Consider the following 22,693-nt stretch of genomic DNA (forward strand, 5'->3'; position numbering starts at 1 on the left):
ATCCTCTGAAACTTGCCCGCGGAAAGATCGGGAGATTTCGGACGTAACCGGCAGGCATGCACTGCCCGGGCTTGCGTTCGTGTCGTGCATCGATAGTATCCCACCACATTCATGAAGTGCTGCCATTTCTCAGTCGCGGGATTTTTCCTTTCCGCGGTCCTCGCTTCCGCTGCTGAAACCGCTGCTCCGGTCGCCAAGGAAACAAACATCCTGCAAATCCTCCTCAAAGGTGGACCCATGATGTACCCGCTGGGAATTATGTCGGTGATCACGGTGCTTCTGATCGTAGTCTTTCTCCTCACGATCCGCCGCAATGCGGTCGTCAGCGACCGGTTCATGAACACCGCGGAATCGTTGATCCGCAAACGCGACTATCTCGGCTTGATCGGATTCTGCCACCGCCGCAACGAGTGCATGGCCCGCGTCACTCAGAAGACTCTCGATTTCATGACGGCCAATCCGGGTGCTTCGTTTGAAAGCGTTCGCGATGTCGCGCAGGTCGAGGGTTCGCATCAAGCCGGAATGCTGACTTCCAGAATCACCTACCTCGCCGATATCGGCGGGATCGCTCCGATGGTCGGTCTGTTGGGAACCGTGATGGGAATGATCAAGGCGTTCATTGAAATTTCCGCAGGAGAAGGCACCGGAGTGCGTCAGATGGGATTGGCCGAAGGTGTTTCCGAAGCGCTGATCGCCACCGCCGGCGGGCTCGCGATCAGTATCCCAGCGCTGGCGTTTTACTCGATTTTCCGCGGGCGGGTGCAGAAATACGTGTCGGAGCTCGAAGCCGCCGCCACCCATTTCATCGCTATTCTCCAGTCGCAGCTTGAACGGCAGCCGACTGCGCAGCCATTTGTTCCGCAGGTCCAGCGGGCTCGCGAGGATTATGCCATGCCCGTCGCGTCTCCACTCGTTGGCGAACGTCCTGATCTCCACGGGATCTAACTGCTATCGGGATGAAATTTCTGACCCGTCAACCGCCACCGGTTTCCATTCAGTTGGCGCCGATGATCGACATCCTGCTGTTGCTGCTGAGCTTTTTCATCATCAGTTGGCAGTTCAGCAAATCCGAGACGGAGCTCAATGTCTCCGTCCCGACCGCCCAGGAAGGTGCGGAGCCCAAGCAGATGCGCGGCGAAATCATCATCAACGTCCTGGCCGACGGAGTCATCCGCGTCGAGGGTCTGACCGTCGATAAGCCTCAACTTTTCGACAAGCTCTCCAAAATCGCCAAACAATATCCCAACCAGCCGGTGCGCATTCGTGGCGATGGAAACGTCGCTTACCAGCGCATCGTCGAGATCATCGATACCTGCCAAAAAGCGGGGATCTGGAACATTTCCTTCGCGACCCAGCGTCCCACGCCTGCGGCCCCCTCGAAGTGATTGACTTGGCAAATCGCCTGAAACCCGACAAAGCTACCTTCATCTTGAAACGAGCGCTCGCACTTCTCTTTCTCGCCTCCGGTCCGCTGGTCGCACAGGTAGCCCCCAAGGCGGAGCCTGTCGATCCGTCGCTGAGTCCGGACGCGGGGAACGACTATTTCCTGCGTGGAAAAAATCTCTACGACTCGGCCCAGGCAAGCACCGTCGAAGACAACCGGCGCGACTACTATCAGCGGGCCGCCGTGATCTTCGCGGACTACCTCAACTCGTTTCCGAATCATCCGAACGCCGAGATGGCCTGGTGGTATTTGGGGAACAGCTATTATCAGTCGGGACAAATCGATGATGGGAAACGCTGCTTCAGCACGTTGCTGAACCGCTTTGGTAAAGGAAAATGGGCGGGTGCCGCGGCGTACACTTTGGCCGCCGATTATTATAACAACGGCCAGTATGCCTTTGCTGCGCCACTTTTCGAGCGCTACGCCGAGAATGCTTCGAAGCCCGAGGAACGTCCCCGCGGAAATTACCTTGCCGGAAATTGCTACCGACTTCTCGGGCGTGATAATGAGGCCATCAACTCGTTCAAGAAGGTCATCAGTGACCCGGCGGGCGCCTTGTTTGCGCCGCAGGCCAAAGTGGCCATGGGTCACCTCTCGCTCAAAGCCGGCAAGTTGCAGGAAGCGCTTACCCAGTTCGAGGAGGTCATCGCCGGACCCTATCAGTCGAAAGCCCGCGGCGAGGCGGCGCTCTATGCTTCTCTAACCGCCACCAAACTCGGTCAAACCGACCTTGCCGAGAAATATCTCAAGCTCATCGTCAGCACCCCCGGCATGGAGGATTTCCGCCCGGATGCCCAGACCGCGCTGATGGAGAACTGTTTCGCCAAGAAACAATACAAGGAGGTCATCGAGATTTTCCGCCGCAGCACCCTCAAGGGCGATGGTGAAAAGGAGGCGAACCGCCTGATGATCGCCGGCCGCGCCTACATGCGGCTCAATCAATACAGCGAGGCGCTCCAGTTGTTCCGCGATGTTGAAAAACTGGTGAAGCCGGAAACGGACATGGCATTTCACGCCGCCTACAACCGGTTGCTGTGCTTTTTCCAAATCGAAGGCCGCAACGTGCCGGATCAGGTGGATGCATTTCTCCAGCTCTATCGAAAGTCGCGACCCGAGGATTCCCGGATTCACACGGCCCTGATGATGAAGGCCGAGACCATGTTTTCGAACAACCAGGTGGCGGAAGCCGCCAAGATTTACAGCGAGATCAATGCCGGTGCGGTCAGCGAGAAAAACCGTCCCGGGCTGTTGTACCAACGCGGCTGGTGCCTTTCCGAAGCCGGGGATGCCCAAGGTTCGGTCCGATCTCTCAGCGAATTCATCTCCAAATATCCGAATGATTCGCGCATCCCGTCGGCCTTGGCCAAGCGCGCCAAAGCCTATGTCGAGAGTGCTGAAACCGCGAAAGCCATTATCGATTTCGACAAGCTAACAAGCTCCAATGCTTCGGAAGACCTCGCGTCCTATGCCTGGCTGGAGTCCGCCCACTTGCGCCGGACCGAGGGCAATATCCCGGACATGATCATCCGCTATCAAGGGCTGCTGAAATCGATCAAATCCCTCGATCCCAATCTGGAAGCCGAGGCAAACTATTGGATCGGCTGGGGGCTGGTGAAAACCAACGCCGCCAAGGATTCCATTTCTTATCTTGAAAAGGCCCGCTCCCTCCGTCCCGATGCCTATGCCAAGCACGCCGGATTGCTTCTGGCACTCGGCTATTTCGCCTCGCAGGATCCGCAGAAACTTGCTGCGGAAATCAACCTCGCCATCCAAGGGAAATACGAGGCCGATCTTCCCGACCAGGCGATCCAATGGTCCGGCATGCAGTCCTACAACGCCGGCGACTATACCTCGGCCGCCAAATCCCTCGCGCTCGTCGCCAACCCCAAGGAGCCCCGCGAAACCGCCAAGGAAATCTGGCGCTATCTCGCCAAAGCCCGCCTAGAAACCGGCGATGGCGAAGGTGCCCTGACCGCTGTCAACAACGTGCTCGCCGTCGAGGACAACCCCGGCTGGAAAGCCGACGGCCTTCTCGACCGCGGCCGCGCCCTGCTCTTGCTCAAGCGCAATGCCGAAGCCCGCGTCGCGGCCGACGAGGCGGAAGAGCTTCATCCGCAGGGGCGCACCAGTGCCGGGCTCCGCATCCTATCAGGTGATCTCGGCATGCAGGCGAAGCAACTCGATGCTGCGGGTGCCGATTACCTGAACGTCATTTCGTTCCACGAAGACAAGGATCTCAAGCCGCTTGCCATCTCGAAATACATCCAGGTCCTCATCGCTCAGGGAAAAACCGACGAGGTCGAGAAATACCGCCAGCAATTGAAAAACGACTTTCCGGATTGGAAAGAACCCGCACATTAAGGTTTCTGCTGCCGCCGATCATCGCCCACTCTCAATTTTCATTGTTTCGTTTCCTTCCATGACACCTCCTGCCTCCATCGCTTCCAAGCCCGTCAAACGCAAAGCCGACGCCACCTGGACTCCCGAAAAATCCTCCGAGCTCTATGGAGTTGAAACATGGGGCCATGGCTTCTTCGGCGTGAACAAGAACGGCCACGTCACGGTCCGGCTTGAGGATGACGAAGCGCAGGCCGAAGTGTCGCTCTTCGAAGTCATCGACGGTCTGCGTGACCGCGGCACCCATCTTCCCGTGCTCCTTCGTTTCCGCGATTTGCTCCATTCCCGCATCGCGGAAATCAACGAGTCGTTCCGCAAGGCGATCAAGGAAACCAAATACCGCGGTGAATACCGTGGCGTCTATCCGATCAAGGTCAACCAGCAGCGCCAGGTCATCGAGGAGATCGCCGAGTTCGGAAAACGTTATCACTACGGCCTCGAAGCCGGTTCCAAGCCCGAGCTTATCGCCGCGCTCGCGCACATGCACGATCCCGAGGCCTATCTGATTTGCAACGGCTACAAGGATGAGGAATTCATCGACCTCGCGCTTCAGTCGCAGAAAATGGGACTGCGCATCATGCTCGTTCTGGAAATGCCCAGCGAGCTCGATCTCATCCTCGAACGTTCGCGCAAACTCGGCATCCTTCCGAATCTCGGCGTCCGCGTCCGTCTTTCCACCAAAGGCTCCGGCCATTGGCAGGACAGCGCCGGTGACAAATCTGTTTTCGGTCTCAATGCCTCGCAGGTCATCGCAGTCGTCGATCAGCTCAAAGACTCAGGCTACATCGGTTGCTTGAAAATGCTGCACTACCACCAAGGCTCGCAGATCCCCAACATCGCAGCCATCCGCGAGGGCGCGACCGAGGCAGTTAGAATGTATTGCGACCTCGTCAAGGAAGGCGCGCCGATGGGCGTGCTCGACATCGGCGGGGGCATGGCAGTCGATTACGACGGCTCGCACACCAATTTCCACTCGTCCTGCAACTACTCCGTCGCGGAGTACTGCACCGACATTGTAGAGGTCATCTCGCAGATTTGCGACAAGGCTGGCGTCGCCCATCCGAATCTCATTTCCGAGTCCGGCCGTGCGGTGGTTGCCTATTACTCCGTCTTGGTTTTCAACATCCTTGACGTCACCAGTGCCCAGACCAGCGAGGAAGCCCCGCCGATTCCGGAGAATGCCCCGCAGAACCTCATGAACATCATCGAGGTCAACAAGGTCATCAATAAGAAGAACCTTCAGGAGTGCTTCAACGATGCCATGTACTACCGCGATCAGATGCGCGCGCAATTCTTTTACGGCGCCGCCACGCTCCGCGAACGCGGCCTCGCCGAAGCCTGGTTCTGGCATATTCTAACACGCATCTCCAACCTCATCGCCGAACTCGATGACATCCCGGAAGACCTCCGCGAACTGTCCTCGACCCTCGTCGATTTCTATTACGGAAATTTCTCGCTCTTCCAATCCCTGCCCGACTCGTGGGCGATCGATCAGGTTTTCCCTGTCATGCCCATCCACCGGCTTGGGGAGAAACCCCGCCACCGCGCCGTCCTGGCTGACATCACCTGCGATTGCGACGGCAAGATCGACCGCTTCATCGACAAGGAAGACGTCGCGAAAATCCTTCCGCTTCACGATTTCAAACAAGGCGAGCCCTACTACCTCGCCGTCTTCCTCGTTGGAGCCTATCAGGAAACTCTTGGCGACCTCCACAACCTGCTGGGCGACACCAACGTGGTTGGCGTTCATCTTGAAAAGGGTAAACCGGTTTACACCCACGAAGTCGAAGGCGATACCGTTGCCGACGTTCTAACCTACGTTGAGTTCGACCCGAAAGAACTGGTCACCCGCTTCCGCACCTTTGCGGAAAAGGCAGTCACTGAAGGCCGCATTTCTCCGAAGGAGCGCCGTGAGATCCTCGATCTCTTTCGCGAGGGATTGAACGGCTACACTTATTTCGAGAGTTAAGAACTTCCCTCGGCGAAACCTTGTTGCTTCCAATTGGCTAAAAATTCCACTTGCCGTGATACCATTATGCAGTATCACTTAAGGCAATGAATAATCGGCAGCGGCGAACGCTTGAGGCCATTTTCAGGGATCCCGCCCTCTCAAGTATTCTCTGGGCGGACATTGAATCCCTGCTTCGAGCCTCTGGTGCCGAAATTACCGAAGGGAGCGGTTCTCGGGTGAGAATCGCCCTTAACGGTGTGAGAGCCGTTTTCCATCGACCACACCCTCAACCGACAACCGATAAAGGAGCCGTCAAGTCGATGAGACGCTTCCTATCAGAATCAGGAGTAAGGCCATGATGATATACAAAGGATACAGCGGGAACGTTCGATTTGACGACGAAGCTGAGATTTTCCACGGGGAAGTTCTCGGAGTCCGTGACGTGGTGACGTTCCAAGGACGCAGCGTGGAGGAACTCAAGACGGCGTTTCATGAGTCGATTGATGATTATCTCGATTTTTGCAAGAGCCGTGGCGAGGAACCGGACAAACCGTTTTCAGGCAAATTCCTTCTCCGCTTGGAACCTGAATTGCACCGGAAACTCTACGAACTCAGCACTAACGACGGCGAGAGCCTGAACAGCTGGATCGCTACGAAATTGGAAAAGCTGACCTTATAGAGTCTGGAACGGTCGGGGCGAGTTCCCGGTCGTTTTCGAGAGCTGATTTTTCCGTGCCCGTTCAGCCATACCTATGGGGCTTCTAGCATCATTGGCCTGAGACGATCAAATTCCTGATCCGTTGTCTGGCATCCTCTGGCACGCTTTTGGAAAATACGAAGCGTCCGTTTTTCAATTGCTTGATAACTGCGGTTTCGATGTGGCCGTCTCTCAGCACTTCCTCGATCTGTTGGCGTGCCCACGTCCGGTTCGCGCCGAAGATACAGGTGCATTTTCCGTTTCTGAACCGCAGGTGGATCAACGGAATTCCTGACGGGGAAACTGTATCGATGATTTTGAACAACCATGCCCATGACAGGAGGATGCAGAGGGATTCAAAGATCGTATTCACCGGGCGGGGTTCTATCCATTCTCCCCGAACTTGGCAACGCCGACGGATTTTCTGGATCGGCGTGGCGGAAAATGACGACACTCCGCCATGGCCACGCTTTCCGAATCCTTCGTCGATCTTGAAACCACCCGCGGTGCGATGCGGGTGCACCTTTTCATTCCCGATGGAGGTTCGCGGCATCCGGGCATCATTTTCTACTCGGAGATTTTCCAAGCCACCGGCCCGATCCGGCGGATGGCGGCGGCCTTGGCGGGCGAGGGCTATCTGGTCGCCGTGCCCGAGGTCTATCATGAGTTCGAACCGCTCGGCTCCGTACTCGCTTACGATGCGGAAGGCTCGGCCCGCGGCAACGCGCTGAAGACGGAGAAGGAAATCGCCTCCTACGATGAGGATACGGATGTCCTCGTGAAATTCCTCCTCGGGCATGCGTCCGGCACCGGAAAAGTCGCCAGCTTCGGAGTCTGCCTCGGCGGCCACCTTGCCTTGCGCGCCGGACTCCATCCGGACATCGGCGCGGTCGGCGCGTTCTATCCGACGGACCTTCACACGGGAAATCTCGGACTCGGAAAATGCGATGACACGCTTGAACGACTCCCATCTACGAAGGCGTCGCTGTTGTTTGTCTTCGGCCGTCAGGATCCGCACATCCCTCTGGAAGGTCGGAGAAAAGTGCGTCAGGTCGTCGAGGATGCGGAGCTGGATTTCGAGTGGCACGAGTTCAACGCCGCCCACGCATTTCTCCGCGACGAGGGCGCGCGTTACAATCCCGCGCTCGCCCGGGTGGCCATGGCACTGTTGCTAAGATTTCTAGCGGAGAAGATAGGGTGAATTGGTCTCCAGCCACGGTGTCTGCCGCAGCATCTCCCACTGCAACAACACACCGGGGATGATGAACGCAATGACGAACAGCACCGGAACTACCAGCGCGAGACAGAATGTCGTCGCAAAATTCCAGTTGCGCCCGGTTTTCGCAGCCAATCCTGATAGAAATCGGTGGGCGACGGCCGTCGCCAGCAGAAACGCGCCGAGTCCGGGACCCCATGTTCCGGCATCGGGCGATATTGCCGGCAGGTTATCAGCGAGGAAAAACCAGAAACCTGCCACGAAATGGATTAGGAGCAGGTCATAACCTCCGAAGGGAAAGTTGATTTCCAGAAACACCAGCAACAACGCGAGCGCTAACAGGATCGACGCGGCGATGCCATCGGCCTTCAGGAATGGAATCACCCTATTCACCGGCAGGAGGCGGTTGGTTTTTCCTGAGACTTGCGGCCTGTAAAATCCTGCTGAATTCTCCTGCCGGAAGGCTTTTCACCGAGCTGTCTCCATAACCTACCACGATCTTACCATCCTTTTGAATGATCGGCGAAACGATCAGCGGCTCATCTTCATTCATGAGTCGTGTTTCCCCCGGGTGAAGGAGGATGAACGGCTCTCTAACTCCCTTGTAGGTGACCTCGGTCCAGGCAAGCTGGCGGGGAGTATCCAGCTCGATCTCCAGCTCCCGAAGCGAGTTCGGATAGCGGCCGTTCATCTCATGGTAATCCGCGAGCGCCATCATCAACTGCCGGGAGTTGTTCACCGCCATGGTGAGTTCGCTTCTCCGGTTGCTCTCGACCCACCGGTCGCTCATGAGCCAGACAGACTCGTGCACCACGCCGCTCAGGGCGATGGCTGCCCCACAACCTAGCAGCAGCAACATCGTTGATGCCAATGTATCCGCCGGCCGCCATGGTCTGGAAATTCCTTTCGCTGCCAGCGTCCTCCGGATGAACCGGTGCGCCAGGATTCCCGCGAGGATCAGGCAACCCAGCGGCAGCAACGCCGCACGCCAGTTTTCCAGCAAGAAGGGAAGGGTTTTGTTTGCATGAAAAATCCAGCCGAAGGCGAAACGAAACGGGATCTCGATGATCATCAAACTTTCGATCACGATAAGAAAAAATAAGATCGAAAAGCAGATCGCAAGGATACGCAGCGTCCAACTAAGTGCGTTCCTTAGGGGCGATCGGGTGATGATGGGTTCATCACTCATGGTTTCAACTGTTCATCGAGCTGCGTTTTCAGAGTCCCTTCCGAGCGATCTTCGATGCTGCCATCCGCGAGGAGAACGAAACGTCTCCCGCCTGCCGAAGCGGGTTCGTAAACCAGCACCTTCCGCCCGCCGCCGGGACGGACCTCCGGCATCAGGCAGTAGAGGCCGCCGCCTTCGAAATTCCACAAGGCCGGATCGATCCCGGCCATCAACGGGCTGCCCGGCGCATTTCCCTCATGAGCTTTTGCATAACTCCAAATGGCCTCCTGGAGTTTCCGCAACGCCTGGCGACGTTCCTCTTTCCCGAGCGGTGCAGAACCCTCCTCGCGAAGGCGATATCCGACGCCCTGTTTTTCCCAAGCTCCCGGAGTCAACAACTCCCGCGCTCCGGAGATCATCGTTAGCACGACGTAGAACATCAGCCCGGTCACGAAAACCACACCGAGCGCTTGGAGATACTTGAGTCGCGGCAGTGCGGTAAAGGATTTTGCAAGCTGGTTCCAGATGAGTTTCACCACCCACGCGATGACCAGATAGGTAAACAGGAAAAATGAAAGCGCATCGATCCGTGCCCGGGCGATGTCGGTCAGCGTGATGACCGTCATTCCGGCGGATGCCTGGCTGGCGACGGCGAGCCAGATGCCGAGAGCAAGGCGGATGGAAGATGATTTCATGAATGATCTGTTATGAACTTGGTGCGAATCGCGGAGGCTGACAAGAACTTCGGTCGGCAGCGTTTCGGATTCCCTGTTGTTGGGAAAGCAATCGTTGACCATCGCTATCATCGGACCTCAGTTTCTGTTTGATAAAAGTGCCGATGAACGAAGAACCCGGGATTCCCACGCCGATTCCGCGAGGGCCGTTGTGGCTCTCCCTGCTGGCGCCGCCGGTAGTGGTCACCTTGGTCATGTTGCTGATCTGTCTTTCAGGTGTTCCGCGAGAATTTTTGATCCCTGTTCCGGCGATCCTGTTTTTCCCACTTCTCTCGTTTCTGTATGTCTTCAACGGGGCTGTTGGAAAGCGTTACAAGGGAACCTCCCTTCTGGTTCTTGGCTGGTTTTATTTTCTGGGACAAGTTATCGTCTGTTTCACGGTTTGGGTTGGATCGTGTGTGATCGTTTCCTGATTCTGTGTCCGAAGCCATCACTTGAAATGAATGAAGACCCCGAGATCCCCAAGCTGGTGCCGCCGATCCCGCGAGGGCCGCTGTGGCGGGTTTTACTCGCTCCGCCGCTCGTGACGGTTGGCGCGAACACGATCGCCGGGCTTGCCGTGTCGCGCGGACAGCTTTCGGGACTGCTTTTTGAGGTGCCGATAGGAGTCTTTATTTTCATTCTTATTTTCACCGGCAGATTCAGTGAAATTGTCGGCCAGCGCTACCGCGGGCCATCGCTGACGTTTCTCAATTTTTCCTATTTGTTCGGCCAAATCATTGTTTGCCTGGCAGTCTGGATCGGGAGCTGCGTGGTGCTTTTCAGTTAGCGGGCTCTCTTCGTCGGAGCCAATCCGATGTTGATGGATTTTCAATGAAATGAACGAAGAACCCGAAATCCCCCAGCCGCCATCGGCGATTCCGCGATGGCCGCTGTGGCTCACTCTGGGGATTCCGCCGCTGATGACGTTGCTCGCCAACTTCATGGTCCCGTTCTGTGGCATTGCGCCGGATGATGCGGCCGGCTTTCTTGCCTTGTCCCCGCTTTTCATGGTATTCGGCGTGATCCCCGGACTCGGGTTTCATTTTCATGATGCGGTGAGGCATCGCTACCGAGGATGGTCGCTGGGATTTCTCGTTTCCGCTTACTTCATCGGCGAGATCATCGTTTGTCTCGTTCTTTCCGTGGGAAGCTGTTTTCTCGTTTCGTCCCATCTCAACAGTTTATGATCTTCCCCAAACTCAAGGAAACCCTGAAGCAAACCACCTCGCGTTGCCCGACTTGTCAGGCGGCGGTTCCGGCGGAGGTTTGGAAAACGACGGGCACACCGGCGAAGGTCTATCTGACGCGGACTTGCGCCGAGCATGGCGAGGCCACGGCGTGCATCGCCAGCGACGCGCGGTTCTACTGGCTGGCGAAGGGCGACCCGTCGAATGCCTGCGGTGCCGGTTGCGCGTGCTCCGCCGATCCTAACGGAATCAACGGCACGCTCGGCCGCAATGCCAACGCGACGGTGCCGGAGGTCGAGGTTCTATCCACATGTCTCGCGCTGATCGAAATCGTCGATTCGTGCAACCTCGCCTGCCCGACCTGTTTCGCGGATTCGCCGGTCGGCGCTGCGGGCGATCGGTTGAAATCGCACTCGTTGGAATCGCTGCAACGCCGCATCCGCGGAGTCGTCGAGCGCAAGGGGAAGATTGAGCTGCTCCAACTCTCCGGCGGCGAGCCGACGCTGCATCCGCAATTCTTCGAGCTGTTGGACTGGATCCACGCCGAGCCGGGAATCGACTACTGCCTGGTGAACACGAATGGCGTGAGGATCGCGAAGGAGGATGGCTTTCTGGAGGAATTGGGGAAACGCGCGCGCCGCGGCCATTTCCAACTCTATCTGCAATACGACGGCCCGCAGGAAGCCGGCCAGCGCGAGCTGCGAGGCGGTGATTTCCGCGACATGAAACGCGCCGCGATGGACCGCTGCGAACGCGAGGAAATTCCGTTCACGCTGGCGATGACGGTGATGCCGGAAAACCTGCCGCACTTGTGGCACACGATCCAAGCCGGGCTTGAATACTCCACCTGTCGCGGCGTTTCCTTCCAGCCGATTTTTCTAACGGGACGCGCGCCTGCCAGCAGCGGCGAGCGTCTCAACACCGCGGACATCATCCTCGGCGCGGTGGAACAAGCGGCGGGCAAACTCCGCTTCGAAGATTTCACCCCACTGCCCTGCGGCGATCCGAACTGCGCGACGATCGGCTATCTGTTACGGACTCCCTACGGCGTGCGCAGTATTTCCGAGTTCATCGACTTCGCCAGCTTGCAGGAATTCCTGCGCGACAAGGTCCGCTACGAACTCTCCGACCTCATCCAGTGCGGCTGCGAGAACACCGAGCTGGGAGAAATCCTGCACCGCTTTGAGATGAAGGAAAAGGATGCGTTCCGCTTGTTTATCAAGCCGTTCATGGATGCATGGACGTGGGATCAGGACCGCATCGACCGCTGCTGTACGCACGTCATCCGGCCGGACGGCGTGCTGGATTCGTTTTGCAGGTATTACGCGGGAGGCGGGAAATGAGCGGGGGCGATGATCCATACACGTCGCCGGAAAGACAGGTAGATTCCGATCCTGCCAATGCCCGTTCATGTCTGAAGGCGCTGCTGATCTGGATATCGCCGTCATTCGCAGTTCCCCTGCTGGTGGCGATCTGTGGCGCGGCGTGGCCGCTGGGCGCGATTCTGGCGATTGGCTTCCTCATCTGGATGGGCAGGATTTCAGCGAAAGATTCCAGTGGCAGCGCTCTCGTCAACATTCCGCTCCAAACAGGGCGCGTTGTGATCTATGTCGTCGTCCAGCTGGTTTGGATTCCTTTGTTTTGGGCGGCAGTGGTTTTGGGATTCTGCGCATTGAAATGACGAGTGGAGGAACTGGAAATGAACGAACCACCGATCAAACCGAATCGCGAATGGCCCGGCTCCCGAAACCTGGCTTGCGAACCGGTCGCCAAGCCTCCTGTCAACCGGGCCGTGGCGTGGTTCAGGGTGATTTTATGGATACTTCCTGCCGGGTTTGCGGTTCTCAGCGCTTGGGGGGTCGTCTGGTATCAGGGTCACCTGATCCCTCATCGCCTGGGAGTCTTGTCGTGGGTGGTGGTCAACGTTATTTTTGTTCTCGGAACGGGCTGGTATCATGCCTTGCTTTCCATCAGTGCCCGGAGCGAGCCCCGTGGAATATTTGCTCGTACCATTTTGTTTTTCTTCATTCAGCTGTTTCTGATTCCCCTGCTGGCCTCGCTGGCGCTTTTTCTTGGATGCCTGATAGGCACAATCAAATTTTGAATTTCCCCATTACACCCGTCGGTTCCCCGATTTACGCCCTGATGCTCCTCATCGGCATCGCTTGGGGGGCGGTGTATTGGTTCCGCGAATCGAAGAAGGACGGTCGGGTCGCGTTGATCTATGCGGCGGGATTGGCTGGCGCATTTGCCGGGGCGAAGCTTGCGTTCCTGTTCGCGGAAGGCTGGCTGCATTTCCATGATTCTAACCGCTGGGTCATCTGGTTGTCCGGGAAATCGATCATGGGTGCGTTGCCGGGCGGGTGGATCGGCGTGGAGATCGCGAAGAAGGTTTTGGATTACCGCGAGAACACGGGCGACCGGTTTGCGATGTTGCTGCCGGTGCCGCTGATCCTCGGGCGGATCGGTTGTTTATACGCCGGGTGTTGCGGCGGGATTGTTTGTTCGTTCGGGACTTGGCCGTCGGTGCCGGTGGAAATCGGATTTCAAGTGGCGGCGATGGTTTGCCTCTGGGTGATGCGGGGGAGGCATTGGCTGACTGGCCAGCATTTCCACGTCTATCTGATCGCTTACGGGCTGTTCCGCTTCGGCCACGAATTCCTGCGGGCCACGCCGAAGCCGTTTGGCGGACTGTCCGGGTATCAGCTTCTCGGGCTTGCGACGGCTTTCGCTGCGGTGGTGGCTTATCGGCAGAGAGATTCCGCAAGCCGCCGGATGATTTGACAGCCTGAGCCGTGGCCGCTATTGCATCAGCAAATGGATAGGAAACGGGAACGCATCTATTGGGCCGGGGCTGTTGTTCTCACCGCCTTGTGCGGAACGCTGGTGGGGAAAAAGCCTCCAGCCACCGCACCGGTGGCGGAACAAGCCCGCAACGCGAAGAAGGACGGCAGGGACTCCACGCGGACGGAAAGGGCGGCCCAGCCGGCCCCAAGGGATGAGGCGGACCTGCGACGGCTGGCCAACCACGCGCTTTCCGCTCCCAACCGGACGGAGCGGTTCCAGCGGCTGATGATCCTGCTGGACAACACCACGGCTGAAAATTGGAACACGCTCTGGAAGGAATACATCCGCCAGACGCTGGAGGAAGGCCGCATCCATGAAACCGAGTGGTCGCTTTTCATGTCCCGCGTCGGTGAGGTCGCCGGGCCGGACGCCATGGAGTATTTCGCCCATCACGGACAGGAACAATACACCTTCAACCGCCGGGAAGTGCTCAAGGGTTGGGCCGCCAAGGATCCCAAAGGAGCGCTGACATGGCTTGAAGGCCAGCCGGAAACGGACCAACCCGCCGAATTCTGGGGCGCGGTCATGTCCGGTGCCGCGGCGAACGACAGCAAGCTCGCGACCGAACTGCTGGCGAGAATTCCCAGCGGCATCTCGCCCGGCGTCGTCCGCAGCACCGCGGACACGCTGATCCAGTCTGAAGGCCTTGGAAACACGATCCACCTGTTGGAAGACATGGTGGCCGTCATCCCTCCCGGCGGCGCGATTCCGCCCCATCTCACCCAGTTCTATCAGGAGCTGAAACAGCGGTCGGAGCGGATCAAGTGGCTCGCCGGTTCCTATCCGGACATGAAAACCCGCCAGCCATCGATCCTCCAGCTCGACGAGAAGTTCGCCCCCGGACCCGCCAACCCGCTGGAGGAGATCGAGCAATAAGCTGCCTGGCTGTGGCGGGTCACCACTTCGCTTGCATCCCCGCGCATCCCTGCTTAGATCCCGGTCCCGGTGAATCGCCGGGTCACTTTTCAACCGACCAGAAAACCATGGGAAGACATTTCGAATGCCGCCGCCGGGCGAAGGAATCGCGTTGGGCCACCATGTCCAAGGTATTTCCGAAGCTCGCCAAATCCATCACGATGGCCGCGAAAAATGGTGGCCCCGACCCGGAATCCAACGCCCCGCTGCGGGTGGCGATCAACAACGCGAAGGCCCAAAACCTCTCGAAGGAAAACATCGAAAACGCCATCAAGCGCGCCGCCGGCAAGGACGCCGCGGACATTTCGGAAATCACCTACGAGGGCAAAGGCCCGCACGGCTCGTTGTTCGTCGTCGAGTGCGCGACGGACAATTCCAACCGCTCGGTCGGCAACCTGAAGATCATTTTCAACAAAAACGGCGGCCAGCTCGTGAACGGCGGGCAACTGGATTTCATGTTCAACCGCAAGTCCGTCGTCGAGTTTCCCGTGCCTGAAGGCCGCGATCTTGAAGAGCTTGAACTCGAACTCATCGACGCCGGACTGGAAGAACTGTCGGTGGACGACGGCATCGTCACCCTCATCGGCGAGTATGGCGCGTTCGCAAAACTGACGCAGGCGGTCGAAGCCCAAGGCATCGTGCCGACGAAATCCAGTCTCCAACGCCTGCCGACCCAGCCGATCGAGCTAACGGAAGAGCAGATGGAAGAGGTCGAGGCGATCCTCGACAAGATCGAGGACGACGACGACGTGCAGGCGGTCTTCACGAACCTGGCTTGAAGTCCCCGATAGGCGGCTGCGCTTTCCCTTGCGGCACACCGGCATCGCTGCTAGAACCCGGGAATGAACGGGAAACTGCTTTGGATTCCGCTGGCGGCGCTGCTTGTGGGGATCTGCCACGGGGCGGAAACGTTCGCCTACCACTTCGCCCGCGGCCCGGTGTTGGGCAAACCCATGGCCGAATGTCCTGTGCTGAAAGAAGCCCCCTCGGGCACGCCCTTCGTTGCGGCGGGAGATGAGCTTCACGATCTCACCGGTATTCTGCGTGAGAAAAAAGTCTCGTTGCAAAACGGCTGGGCGCTTTGGAACCAAACGCAGCGGCTGGTGGTGGTTCATGGAGTCATGCTGGACCAGTGGCGGGTCGAGGAGCTGACGGGATTTCGGGAACAAACCCGCAATGTGAAATTGAGTGTCGATTGGATCCGATCTGGCAAGCCTGAGGGTTTTCCCGCCGAAAACGAACCGGTTCTTGCTTCCGTGTCGCAAACGGTTCAACCAGGGCTGATAACGCCAGGGGCTAGTCAGGTGGAAATCCCAAGCTGGAAATGCTCTTTCTTCATAAGGGCTGAATCCTATGTTTTAACAAAGGATATGGTGAGCAGCCAGCTTTCCCTTTCTTGGGACATCCCGGACGGGGACGGAATCCAACACGGCAACCTCTATTCGCTCCTGTATCTGAGGGACAACCGTGCCGTCCCGTTGGCAACCTGGCATGCTGCCGGCCATGGTCCTGCATGGCGGATAAATGCCAGGAGCGAAATCCTTCTCGCCGACGAAATACCCTGGCGCGACGCGCGCCTTTTGCAGGGTGGCGACAAATTCACTTCCTGTTTGGATTCCACGCTCGAATCCGAATGGCATGATCTTCGCGAACTGCCAATCGCGGGATCTCTCAAACTATTCACCATGGAAGTGCCAGACGACGACATTAGGTCGCTTGCGGGAATGCCCGCAGTGCCTCAGGAGAAGGATCCGTTCGCCGAAGCCCCGAAGACGGAATCGATTTTATCACCCGATCTGCCTGTTGCTGTAATTCCGAAGGACCTTGAAGGCTATCTGGCAGGGCCGGTATATGATTTGCGGTCGTGCTTGTCGAAGACGGCAGTCGTTTTTGATCAAGGCGATTTCGCTGCTTATGATGCGACGACCAAAAGGATTTTCGTGTGGTGCAAGGGTGACTCGACGATCGATTTGATCGCGCAGGTTTTCACGTTGATGGATTGCCGCGGTCCTCAAGAGAATGTTTTGTGCGAGGTATGGATCGCCGCCGGCCCCGCGCCCGATCCGGGTATTGCTAGATTTTCAGTTCTTTCGAAGTCCGGAGTGAAAGCCTCGATCGAGCTGCTCGACGCAAAAGAAGACGTGTTTGCTTCATTCCTCGCCGAGCCGTCTTTTGGAACAGATCCCATGATGGAGTTGAGATCTGACTTTCTTTGCAATTTTCAACAGCCGGAGAAGTTTGATTGGCACAAGAAATCGGAGGTGAAATTGGAGAGTGGCGCCACCATCCTGGCGGATGGCGCCAAGCTGCGGGACGGGCGAACCTTGAAACAGGGGCTAAGGGCCACGGTCGTCAAGGAACCCGTGCGGGCTGTCAGGTAGGCTTGTTATGACCCTGGCTTGAGCTTCTTCTCGATGCGCTCGAGGTCGTAAGGCCAGAAGCTGGGAACCTCTTTTTTGCGCAGCAGTTCGGCGGCCGCCTCGTTGTTTCCCGCCTGTTCGAGAATCAGCGCCTTGTCGTGATAGAAATAGCCCCATTCGAGCGGTTTGTTCTCGGGCGTCATTTGCATTTGCTTCATGTGCGCCTCCAGCATCGCCATCACCTGCATCCCGGCGGCGGGTGTTTTGGTATTATGGGCGACGGCGCGGGCGTAGCGGCCTTGAATCGCCACCATGGCGAGGACGAAATCTCCGCTGGGGATCTCGCGCGCGGGGGCGAGGATCTTGTTTTGCTCGATGAAATGCCGCTCGATTTCCGGCCACATGGTCTTCTGGCGATCAATGATCGGCTGCCAATTTTCTGCCGCCACGTCGCGGTCGTTGAGTTCCCATAGGGCGCGGGCGCGGGCTGGGTAGCGCTCCAGCACATTGGCGGTCAGCGTGTAGAGGTCGTGCCACAGGAAGGAACGCCGGGCGGACAGAAGCGCGAAGATACCCAGCAGGATCACCGCAGGGATGCGCGGCGACATTGTTTCAAACAGGTATCGCCACACCGTTACCAACAGGATGGCCGCGCCGAGGCAGAACCACGGCATGCCCGGATAGATCCGGTATTCCGGCATGAACTCGGGGATCAGATAGAGAAACCGCAGCAGGATCGCCTCGATGAAAAGAAACAGGCAGACGCCAAACAGTCGGGTCGGTTTCCGCCAGATGAGAAAAACGCTGAAGGCCGCCAAGCCGAGAAAAGAAGCCATCGCAACCATCGCGCCCTTGTCCGGGATGTTCCAGAAATGAGCGCCCGGCGGGATCAGAGTCTCGGCGATGAGATGGTCGGAGCTGAGAGATACCGGGATCACGCTGCGCCACCCGAATTCCCAAAATACCCGCGAGAGGGTATACGCATGGCCGATGAAACGCGGCTCCTTCCAGAGGTGGAACGAACCGAGCCAGCCATTGAGCATGCCGGTGGCCCACGCTACCGCAACCACTGCGGCGAATATCACGACCCCGATGCCGACCTCGCGTTTCCCGATTTTCCGCAGGCCCGAGGCATGGCCCTGTGCCAAGGTGGCCCCTGCCACCACGGCGGTGTCGATCACCGCGTGAAACATTCCGGGGCCTTTCGAAAACGTCGCACCCACCGTCGCCAGCACGCAGAAAACCAGTTTCCACCACCGGTTCGAGCGCTGGACCACCGGAATTTGGCCATCTGTTCCCTGCACCGATCCCCAGCCACCCTCCTGCAGGTAGCGCAGCATGGCCCATGCGGCGAGCAGTGAAAAAAGTGTCACCCACGCGAGGTCCTGGGTCCGCGCGTAGTTCGGGATCTCGCTGGCCAGCGGATGCACGGCGAACAACAGCGCGCCGAAAAGCGCCACTCCTTCCGGCCATCTTCCTTTCAGGAAATCCCGGCCAAATCCGAACAACACACAGGCCACCGCCGTGTGCAGCAGCCAGTTGAACGCATGAAACGCCACCGGCGACATCCCAAAGAGCTTGTTTTGAATGATGTACCACAGCGTGGTCCACACGGTGTGGTTCCAGACTTGAAAATGGCCCGACAGGACAACGTCCTTGTCCACGATCTGCGGGAAATCATCCATGTAAAACTGCGACCCTAGGCACCACAGATGCGCCAGCGCCGCGGCAAGGATGATCAGCGCAAACGGCAGCCACGGTCTGGCCAATTTCGCTTCCGCCGTCGTCATGGGTTCTCCGTTCACCTCCGGACTCTACCAAGCGGGAGGCGCACCCCGGCAACTCTCTTTTCCAGAGCCCGGAAAATAACGGGAAGGGTCGTCACCTTATTTCGCGGCGGCGTTTTGGAAATCGCGGCGAATGTCGGAACCGTCCGAACCGCCTTGGTTGGTGAAATTCGCGCGCTGGATGAATAACAGATAGATCCGCTTCTTCACCGGATCGATCCACGCCTGCGTGCCGAAGAGCCCGCCATGTCCGAAAGACCCCGGCGACAGCGCGGCGCTCACGCCCTGCGGTTCGCGGACGACGCACCAGCCGAGGCCCCACGCGTTGCCGGGGGTGAAGCCGGTGACCAGATCGCCGCTCTGGACGCTGGTCATCTGCTTCACGGTTTCTTCTTTCAGATAACGTTTCCCGTCCCACTCGCCACCGCGCAGGATCATCCGCGCGAAGATCGAGTAGTCCGTGGCGGTCGAAAACAGGCCGCCGTTCGCCATCGGATAGCGGCCTTTTTCGGAAGGCGACTTGCCGTTAAGGAAAAATAAATCCGCTTTTTCGAGCTCCCCGGCGTCGGTCCGCTTGTAGGACGTGGCGAGCCGGGCAACGAGCTCCGCATTCGGATAGAAACTGGTGTCCTTCATTCCCAGCGGATCGAACAAACGATCCTGCACGAACTCGGGAAATGACTTGCCGGATACCACTTCCACGATGCGCGCCGCGGTATTGATCCCTGTCTGACAATACTGCCACTTGCTGCCTGGAGGAAATTGCACCGGCTTGGCGGCGACCACCGGCGTCAGTTCCTTGAGCGATGTCAGGTTCTTCGTTTCCTCCGGCGTTAGGTCGCTCAGGCCGCTGCTGTGGGTCAGGCATTGTTTGAGGGTGATCACCACCTCGTTGCCCGCCGCATCTTTCAGATAGCGGAACTCCGGCAAATACTTCGCCACCGAATCGTCCATCGAGAGTTTTCCCTCCTCCTGCATCATCATCACCGCCGTCGCCGTCACCGGCTTGGTCATCGAGGCGATCCAGAAAACGGCGTCCGTCGGCATCGGCGTCTTTTTGTCGATCTCGGAAAATCCGACCGCCGAGAGATGCAGAATTTTTTCGTCATCCGCCACCAGCGTTACGACCCCGGCGATTTCCTTCGCCTCCACGAAGGCTTTCATCTTCGCGTCCACCGCCTCCATTACCGGCGGCGCGGCGTGTAGGGTGCTCATCAAGACAGCGGCCAATCCTCCGAGCCGGGCAAGGTGTTTTGTCATGTTCCGAGGCAAAAGGATTTCCCCGGCCTCGACAATACTGAAACGGAGTTCATGCCATGAGCGTTTCCATGGGATTTTTCATTTCCTCCGCATTCCAAACGAGGGGCGGCGGTGGTCATGCCGGACGACCGTTACCCGAATATGGCCTGGAAAAACCCTGAATAAAAAGTGAATGGGAAAATCCTTCAAATTGCCGCGCCTGAGGCCGAGACCCAGCGAATCGAAATGGTGTCTCTCGGGATGGCGGCCGGAATATTCGATGGCTGCGGATAGCTCCGACCAAAACCGGTCTCCCAATTCACGCGAAATTCCATCGTAATACTCGAGAAGGTCGCGAACCTCCGCAGGCACCTTGGGGTTGTGAAAAATCTTCCTCACGCCGGCCGACGCCCCACTCGATCGAGAAATTCCTCGTGGGAAATGGATGCAACCGCACCGGAATCCATTTCTTCCTCCCGACGCAGAACCTCATCATCATCGGCCCCCGACGGAGGCGAGGGGAGTTCATGAATCAAGAATGCGAGCAAGCTCTCCTTCTCTTCAATCGAGAGTTCCGCAGCCTGCATCTGAACATCCATGAGCCTGACCATGCCGGATTTTAGCCATGTCGGCGGTCGTTGCAAGAGTCCGTTTTCCGATGAATGCAGACCTGTCATGAGAGATGAGGTAACCGGATTTCCCCGGCCGCAATAACTCCGAAACTGGTTCGGGGGCGGGGGAAAGTTGATAGATCCAACATCTCGGTTCGCCCACACACAGGATGAGGGAATGAGCGGTTTTGACGAACGGATTTCCGGGAGCGTCAGCAAGACGTTATACTTGAGAGGCTTCGGCGTTGGTGTGTGCCTTATGGTGCGGTGGTTCCCTTGGGTTCCCGATGCTTGGAAATTCGATGGGCGAGGAGCAACAAAATCCCGGCGATAATAATCTCCGCAGCGATCATGCGGGAAGCGGGTTCAAAAATTTCGGGAAAGTCACCCATTCCGGGAAGGCCGAAAGCAACGCCGAGCCAGAAGAGCAACGTGCCCGGAAGACCGCACACCAACAGGAGGATCCCCGTCGAATACATCAGGCTGTGCCACCAAGGCATCAATGTTTTGTTAGGCAGGCCCTTCATGAAATTGAAAAGGTATGGCAGGTTCTCATCCGCGAATGGTCCGGCATCCGGTAAAAATCCCGTCATTGGGTGCGGCTGGCCAGGTAGATTTCCTTAAGTTCATCCTTTGTCTGATTGAGACGTGTGCGGACCATTTCCTTTTTCCATTCCGGCTTCGAAATTTGCACACCCAAAAAGTGGGAGTATGCCTTGCCGTAAATCTCAAGGAGCGAACGATCGGCTTTTTCTTTGCCGAATTCTTCACGTTTATTCTGAGCCTGCCGGACCAGCAGGTAGCCCTGAAAATAGGTGTCTGAGGGATCGTCAATATCTGTCACCGGGGCAATTCTGTTCAGATATTGCGAAAAGGTGTCCGTGGTATCGCGGATCTTGGAACGAGTTCGAAACGGGCTGGCCTCTCCATCGGGACTTGATCTTAAACTCAATGGTTTGGAATTTTCAGATGGAGGCTTTTCGCGCTGTGGATCTGAGTAGGGTCTTCCAAGAAGATACCATAAAGCGAGGATGAGAACGCCCGACCCAAGTAGTAATAAAGTGGACGGTTTTTTCATGATCAGGCCATTTCTCGTGGAAAATTCATCCGTTGCCTTTGTTATTGGCGCAACTGTTACGGTTTGGCGAGGCGGTTTTTATTCCGAACCGGGTGGGTTCAAAATTCAGCACTTCGCCGATTTGCGTTTCCTGCCGATGGTGCCGCGTTGTTGGACTTTCCGGATATAGTCCGCGGAGAAAGGGACCTGACAGGAGGTCTTGCCCATGTCCACAGTCACCGGGCCGATTTGCTCGCCGCACTTCAGAGAGGTGTCGGTCAAGGCACCCACATAACAGCCGGTGGCGATGACGAATCCGTTCATCTGATAGCGGACTTTGTCCGGTGACTGATGGATCGTCCGCCGCACGCGTTCGAGCAGTGCTTTCAATTCCGTGGCATCGAGTTCCGTGTCATCCTTGATGGAAACCAGGCTGGCCAGCGTCGCCCAACCGGCCGCCGCCACGAGTTCCGCCGGCGAGTCGATCCACTCCAGTGCGATCGCCCGGCCGTGCGGGCTGCCGGCGGCGACCCATGGCACGGTCGAGCCGACGAGCGCGCCGCAATCCGCTTTCGTCACCCAGTGCTGCAAATCCTCGAGGGTCATGCGCGCGTCGTCGGCGATCAACCCGGCCAGATACATCGCGTCGTAAACGCCGGTGTCATAGAGTTCCAGCGCCAGCCGGTAATCGATCCGGATGCGCTTCCGGATCTTCTGCAACTCCTCGATCTTCACGCCGAAGCACGGCTCCTTCACCCCGTGGTTCAACAGCACCTTCCTGTAGCTGTCCCGGCCCAGCGGCCGAATCTCTTCAAGGATCTGTTTCGCGGTCATGGGATGTTCCGATTTCAATAGCGCCGCGAATGCGTTCGTAAAATGAAAATGATCCCTCCTGCCGCGGAGGGTTCGACCTTGGAGGATGTCTGAAAATTTCCGAAGCCCTGAGAAGGGGCGGCTGCGGTAAATTCAGAAGATTTACCGCAAAGGCGCAGAGGTCGCGAAGGAACGCAAAGATAATTGAAGTGCCCCTTGAATTTTCCTATCAATAAACAACTTAAGCTTGGAAACCGAAATGGATTTTAACAGGAAGGAGCGGAGGTA

The 22,693-nt window shown here is 57.6% G+C and carries 27 protein-coding genes; 17 read left to right on the forward strand and 10 right to left on the reverse strand.

Annotated features, from left to right (window positions below):
• Positions 1 to 111 precede the first annotated feature (111 nt).
• The 6 genes from ABIQ96_RS09725 to ABIQ96_RS09750 all read left to right on the forward strand — a co-directional run bounded on the left by ABIQ96_RS09725 (position 112) and on the right by ABIQ96_RS09750 (position 6,471).
• Positions 112 to 945 carry a MotA/TolQ/ExbB proton channel family protein gene (locus ABIQ96_RS09725; protein ID WP_348214382.1) on the forward strand — a complete coding sequence of 278 codons (834 nt, stop codon included), beginning with the start codon at positions 112 to 114 and terminating at the stop codon, positions 943 to 945.
• An 11-nt stretch (positions 946 to 956) separates the two neighbouring features.
• Entirely contained in the window at positions 957 to 1,385 is a 429-nt protein-coding gene (locus tag ABIQ96_RS09730) for a biopolymer transporter ExbD (RefSeq protein ID WP_348214383.1), read from the forward strand.
• A gap of 44 nt (positions 1,386 to 1,429) precedes the next feature.
• Complete coding sequence (locus ABIQ96_RS09735; protein WP_348214384.1) at positions 1,430 to 3,805, forward strand: tetratricopeptide repeat protein; 2,376 nt, start codon at positions 1,430 to 1,432, stop codon at positions 3,803 to 3,805.
• A gap of 58 nt (positions 3,806 to 3,863) precedes the next feature.
• Positions 3,864 to 5,810 carry a biosynthetic arginine decarboxylase gene (gene speA / locus ABIQ96_RS09740; protein ID WP_348214385.1) on the forward strand — a complete coding sequence of 649 codons (1,947 nt, stop codon included), beginning with the start codon at positions 3,864 to 3,866 and terminating at the stop codon, positions 5,808 to 5,810.
• A gap of 86 nt (positions 5,811 to 5,896) precedes the next feature.
• Positions 5,897 to 6,151 (forward strand): type II toxin-antitoxin system HicA family toxin, encoded by a 255-nt coding sequence (locus ABIQ96_RS09745; protein ID WP_348214386.1) that lies wholly within the window; start codon positions 5,897 to 5,899, stop codon positions 6,149 to 6,151.
• Positions 6,148 to 6,471, forward strand: coding sequence for a type II toxin-antitoxin system HicB family antitoxin (locus ABIQ96_RS09750; protein ID WP_348214387.1), 324 nt, complete (start codon positions 6,148 to 6,150; stop codon positions 6,469 to 6,471). The genes ABIQ96_RS09745 and ABIQ96_RS09750 overlap by 4 nt, the downstream gene beginning before the upstream one ends.
• Before the next feature lie 88 nt (positions 6,472 to 6,559).
• Here ABIQ96_RS09750 and ABIQ96_RS09755 read toward each other — a convergent pair whose 3' ends face one another.
• Positions 6,560 to 6,862, reverse strand: a complete 303-nt coding sequence (locus ABIQ96_RS09755; RefSeq protein WP_348214388.1) for a DUF3634 family protein — start codon at positions 6,860 to 6,862, stop codon at positions 6,560 to 6,562.
• A gap of 87 nt (positions 6,863 to 6,949) precedes the next feature.
• On the opposite strand from ABIQ96_RS09755, the gene ABIQ96_RS09760 reads away from it, so the two are divergent.
• A complete protein-coding gene (locus tag ABIQ96_RS09760) occupies positions 6,950 to 7,690 on the forward strand; it encodes a dienelactone hydrolase family protein (RefSeq protein ID WP_348214389.1) in 741 nt (246 codons plus the stop codon).
• Here the strand turns inward: ABIQ96_RS09760 and ABIQ96_RS09765 are convergent.
• The 3 genes from ABIQ96_RS09765 to ABIQ96_RS09775 form a co-directional block, all read right to left on the reverse strand.
• Positions 7,670 to 8,098: a hypothetical protein gene (locus ABIQ96_RS09765; RefSeq protein WP_348214390.1), complete on the reverse strand. Its 429-nt coding sequence runs from the start codon at positions 8,096 to 8,098 to the stop codon at positions 7,670 to 7,672. The two genes, ABIQ96_RS09760 and ABIQ96_RS09765, sit on opposite strands and share 21 nt — an antisense overlap.
• Entirely contained in the window at positions 8,091 to 8,792 is a 702-nt protein-coding gene (locus ABIQ96_RS09770) for a hypothetical protein (protein ID WP_348214391.1), read from the reverse strand. The genes ABIQ96_RS09765 and ABIQ96_RS09770 overlap by 8 nt, the downstream gene beginning before the upstream one ends.
• Before the next feature lie 98 nt (positions 8,793 to 8,890).
• Entirely contained in the window at positions 8,891 to 9,568 is a 678-nt protein-coding gene (locus tag ABIQ96_RS09775; protein WP_348214392.1) for a hypothetical protein, read from the reverse strand.
• 143 nt (positions 9,569 to 9,711) lie between these two features.
• Here ABIQ96_RS09775 and ABIQ96_RS09780 point away from each other — a divergent pair, with 143 nt between their 5' ends.
• The 10 genes from ABIQ96_RS09780 to ABIQ96_RS09825 all read left to right on the forward strand — a co-directional run bounded on the left by ABIQ96_RS09780 (position 9,712) and on the right by ABIQ96_RS09825 (position 16,919).
• Positions 9,712 to 10,020, forward strand: coding sequence for a hypothetical protein (locus ABIQ96_RS09780; RefSeq protein ID WP_348214393.1), 309 nt, complete (start codon positions 9,712 to 9,714; stop codon positions 10,018 to 10,020).
• 26 nt (positions 10,021 to 10,046) lie between these two features.
• Positions 10,047 to 10,376 carry a hypothetical protein gene (locus ABIQ96_RS09785; RefSeq protein WP_348214394.1) on the forward strand — a complete coding sequence of 110 codons (330 nt, stop codon included), beginning with the start codon at positions 10,047 to 10,049 and terminating at the stop codon, positions 10,374 to 10,376.
• Positions 10,377 to 10,425: 49 nt separating this feature from the next.
• A complete protein-coding gene (locus ABIQ96_RS09790; RefSeq protein ID WP_348214395.1) occupies positions 10,426 to 10,776 on the forward strand; it encodes a hypothetical protein in 351 nt (116 codons plus the stop codon).
• Positions 10,773 to 12,119 carry a radical SAM protein gene (locus ABIQ96_RS09795; protein WP_348214396.1) on the forward strand — a complete coding sequence of 449 codons (1,347 nt, stop codon included), beginning with the start codon at positions 10,773 to 10,775 and terminating at the stop codon, positions 12,117 to 12,119. The genes ABIQ96_RS09790 and ABIQ96_RS09795 overlap by 4 nt, the downstream gene beginning before the upstream one ends.
• Complete coding sequence (locus ABIQ96_RS09800; RefSeq protein WP_348214397.1) at positions 12,116 to 12,457, forward strand: hypothetical protein; 342 nt, start codon at positions 12,116 to 12,118, stop codon at positions 12,455 to 12,457. The genes ABIQ96_RS09795 and ABIQ96_RS09800 overlap by 4 nt, the downstream gene beginning before the upstream one ends.
• An 18-nt stretch (positions 12,458 to 12,475) precedes the next feature.
• Positions 12,476 to 12,880, forward strand: a complete 405-nt coding sequence (locus ABIQ96_RS09805) for a hypothetical protein (RefSeq protein ID WP_348214398.1) — start codon at positions 12,476 to 12,478, stop codon at positions 12,878 to 12,880.
• On the forward strand, positions 12,877 to 13,560 hold the full coding sequence (locus tag ABIQ96_RS09810; protein ID WP_348214399.1) for a prolipoprotein diacylglyceryl transferase family protein: 684 nt from the start codon (positions 12,877 to 12,879) through the stop codon (positions 13,558 to 13,560). Before ABIQ96_RS09805 ends, ABIQ96_RS09810 begins: the two co-directional genes overlap by 4 nt.
• Before the next feature lie 33 nt (positions 13,561 to 13,593).
• Positions 13,594 to 14,499 carry a hypothetical protein gene (locus tag ABIQ96_RS09815; protein ID WP_348214400.1) on the forward strand — a complete coding sequence of 302 codons (906 nt, stop codon included), beginning with the start codon at positions 13,594 to 13,596 and terminating at the stop codon, positions 14,497 to 14,499.
• A 107-nt stretch (positions 14,500 to 14,606) separates the two neighbouring features.
• A complete protein-coding gene (locus ABIQ96_RS09820) occupies positions 14,607 to 15,317 on the forward strand; it encodes a YebC/PmpR family DNA-binding transcriptional regulator (RefSeq protein WP_348214401.1) in 711 nt (236 codons plus the stop codon).
• 162 nt (positions 15,318 to 15,479) lie between these two features.
• Positions 15,480 to 16,919, forward strand: coding sequence for a hypothetical protein (locus ABIQ96_RS09825; RefSeq protein ID WP_348214402.1), 1,440 nt, complete (start codon positions 15,480 to 15,482; stop codon positions 16,917 to 16,919).
• Between the two features lie 5 nt (positions 16,920 to 16,924).
• On the opposite strand, the gene ABIQ96_RS09830 is transcribed toward ABIQ96_RS09825, so the two are convergent.
• From ABIQ96_RS09830 to ABIQ96_RS09855, 6 genes are all read right to left on the reverse strand, one after another.
• The gene (locus ABIQ96_RS09830) at positions 16,925 to 18,703 is read right to left on the reverse strand and encodes a hypothetical protein (RefSeq protein ID WP_348214403.1); all 1,779 of its coding nucleotides are present in this window, start codon (positions 18,701 to 18,703) and stop codon (positions 16,925 to 16,927) included.
• Between the two features lie 81 nt (positions 18,704 to 18,784).
• Positions 18,785 to 19,945, reverse strand: coding sequence for a serine hydrolase domain-containing protein (locus ABIQ96_RS09835; protein WP_348214404.1), 1,161 nt, complete (start codon positions 19,943 to 19,945; stop codon positions 18,785 to 18,787).
• A gap of 374 nt (positions 19,946 to 20,319) precedes the next feature.
• Positions 20,320 to 20,601, reverse strand: a complete 282-nt coding sequence (locus ABIQ96_RS09840; protein ID WP_348214405.1) for a hypothetical protein — start codon at positions 20,599 to 20,601, stop codon at positions 20,320 to 20,322.
• A 191-nt stretch (positions 20,602 to 20,792) separates the two neighbouring features.
• Complete coding sequence (locus tag ABIQ96_RS09845) at positions 20,793 to 21,128, reverse strand: hypothetical protein (RefSeq protein WP_348214406.1); 336 nt, start codon at positions 21,126 to 21,128, stop codon at positions 20,793 to 20,795.
• Complete coding sequence (locus tag ABIQ96_RS09850; protein ID WP_348214407.1) at positions 21,125 to 21,613, reverse strand: hypothetical protein; 489 nt, start codon at positions 21,611 to 21,613, stop codon at positions 21,125 to 21,127. The genes ABIQ96_RS09845 and ABIQ96_RS09850 overlap by 4 nt, the downstream gene beginning before the upstream one ends.
• 105 nt (positions 21,614 to 21,718) lie before the next feature.
• Complete coding sequence (locus ABIQ96_RS09855) at positions 21,719 to 22,426, reverse strand: DNA alkylation repair protein (protein WP_348214408.1); 708 nt, start codon at positions 22,424 to 22,426, stop codon at positions 21,719 to 21,721.
• Positions 22,427 to 22,693 lie beyond the last annotated feature (267 nt).

It is taken from the genome of Luteolibacter sp. (assembly GCF_039920825.1).
Classification (GTDB): Bacteria; Verrucomicrobiota; Verrucomicrobiia; order Verrucomicrobiales; family Akkermansiaceae; genus Luteolibacter.

What these genes read in the sequence shown, in the direction of transcription:
- ABIQ96_RS09725 (WP_348214382.1), top strand. Translation starts at nt 112, where the DNA reads ATGAAGTGCTGCCATTTCTCAGTCGCGGGATTTTTCCTTTCCGCGGTC.
- ABIQ96_RS09730 (WP_348214383.1), top strand. Translation starts at nt 957, where the DNA reads ATGAAATTTCTGACCCGTCAACCGCCACCGGTTTCCATTCAGTTGGCG.
- speA (WP_348214385.1), top strand. Translation starts at nt 3,864, where the DNA reads ATGACACCTCCTGCCTCCATCGCTTCCAAGCCCGTCAAACGCAAAGCC.
- ABIQ96_RS09745 (WP_348214386.1), top strand. Translation starts at nt 5,897, where the DNA reads ATGAATAATCGGCAGCGGCGAACGCTTGAGGCCATTTTCAGGGATCCC.
- ABIQ96_RS09750 (WP_348214387.1), top strand. Translation starts at nt 6,148, where the DNA reads ATGATGATATACAAAGGATACAGCGGGAACGTTCGATTTGACGACGAA.
- ABIQ96_RS09760 (WP_348214389.1), top strand. Translation starts at nt 6,950, where the DNA reads ATGGCCACGCTTTCCGAATCCTTCGTCGATCTTGAAACCACCCGCGGT.
- ABIQ96_RS09775 (WP_348214392.1), bottom strand. Translation starts at nt 9,568, where the DNA reads ATGAAATCATCTTCCATCCGCCTTGCTCTCGGCATCTGGCTCGCCGTC.
- ABIQ96_RS09780 (WP_348214393.1), top strand. Translation starts at nt 9,712, where the DNA reads ATGAACGAAGAACCCGGGATTCCCACGCCGATTCCGCGAGGGCCGTTG.
- ABIQ96_RS09785 (WP_348214394.1), top strand. Translation starts at nt 10,047, where the DNA reads ATGAATGAAGACCCCGAGATCCCCAAGCTGGTGCCGCCGATCCCGCGA.
- ABIQ96_RS09790 (WP_348214395.1), top strand. Translation starts at nt 10,426, where the DNA reads ATGAACGAAGAACCCGAAATCCCCCAGCCGCCATCGGCGATTCCGCGA.
- ABIQ96_RS09795 (WP_348214396.1), top strand. Translation starts at nt 10,773, where the DNA reads ATGATCTTCCCCAAACTCAAGGAAACCCTGAAGCAAACCACCTCGCGT.
- ABIQ96_RS09800 (WP_348214397.1), top strand. Translation starts at nt 12,116, where the DNA reads ATGAGCGGGGGCGATGATCCATACACGTCGCCGGAAAGACAGGTAGAT.
- ABIQ96_RS09805 (WP_348214398.1), top strand. Translation starts at nt 12,476, where the DNA reads ATGAACGAACCACCGATCAAACCGAATCGCGAATGGCCCGGCTCCCGA.
- ABIQ96_RS09815 (WP_348214400.1), top strand. Translation starts at nt 13,594, where the DNA reads ATGGATAGGAAACGGGAACGCATCTATTGGGCCGGGGCTGTTGTTCTC.
- ABIQ96_RS09820 (WP_348214401.1), top strand. Translation starts at nt 14,607, where the DNA reads ATGGGAAGACATTTCGAATGCCGCCGCCGGGCGAAGGAATCGCGTTGG.
- ABIQ96_RS09835 (WP_348214404.1), bottom strand. Translation starts at nt 19,945, where the DNA reads ATGACAAAACACCTTGCCCGGCTCGGAGGATTGGCCGCTGTCTTGATG.
- ABIQ96_RS09840 (WP_348214405.1), bottom strand. Translation starts at nt 20,601, where the DNA reads ATGACAGGTCTGCATTCATCGGAAAACGGACTCTTGCAACGACCGCCG.
- ABIQ96_RS09845 (WP_348214406.1), bottom strand. Translation starts at nt 21,128, where the DNA reads ATGACGGGATTTTTACCGGATGCCGGACCATTCGCGGATGAGAACCTG.
- ABIQ96_RS09850 (WP_348214407.1), bottom strand. Translation starts at nt 21,613, where the DNA reads ATGAAAAAACCGTCCACTTTATTACTACTTGGGTCGGGCGTTCTCATC.
- ABIQ96_RS09855 (WP_348214408.1), bottom strand. Translation starts at nt 22,426, where the DNA reads ATGACCGCGAAACAGATCCTTGAAGAGATTCGGCCGCTGGGCCGGGAC.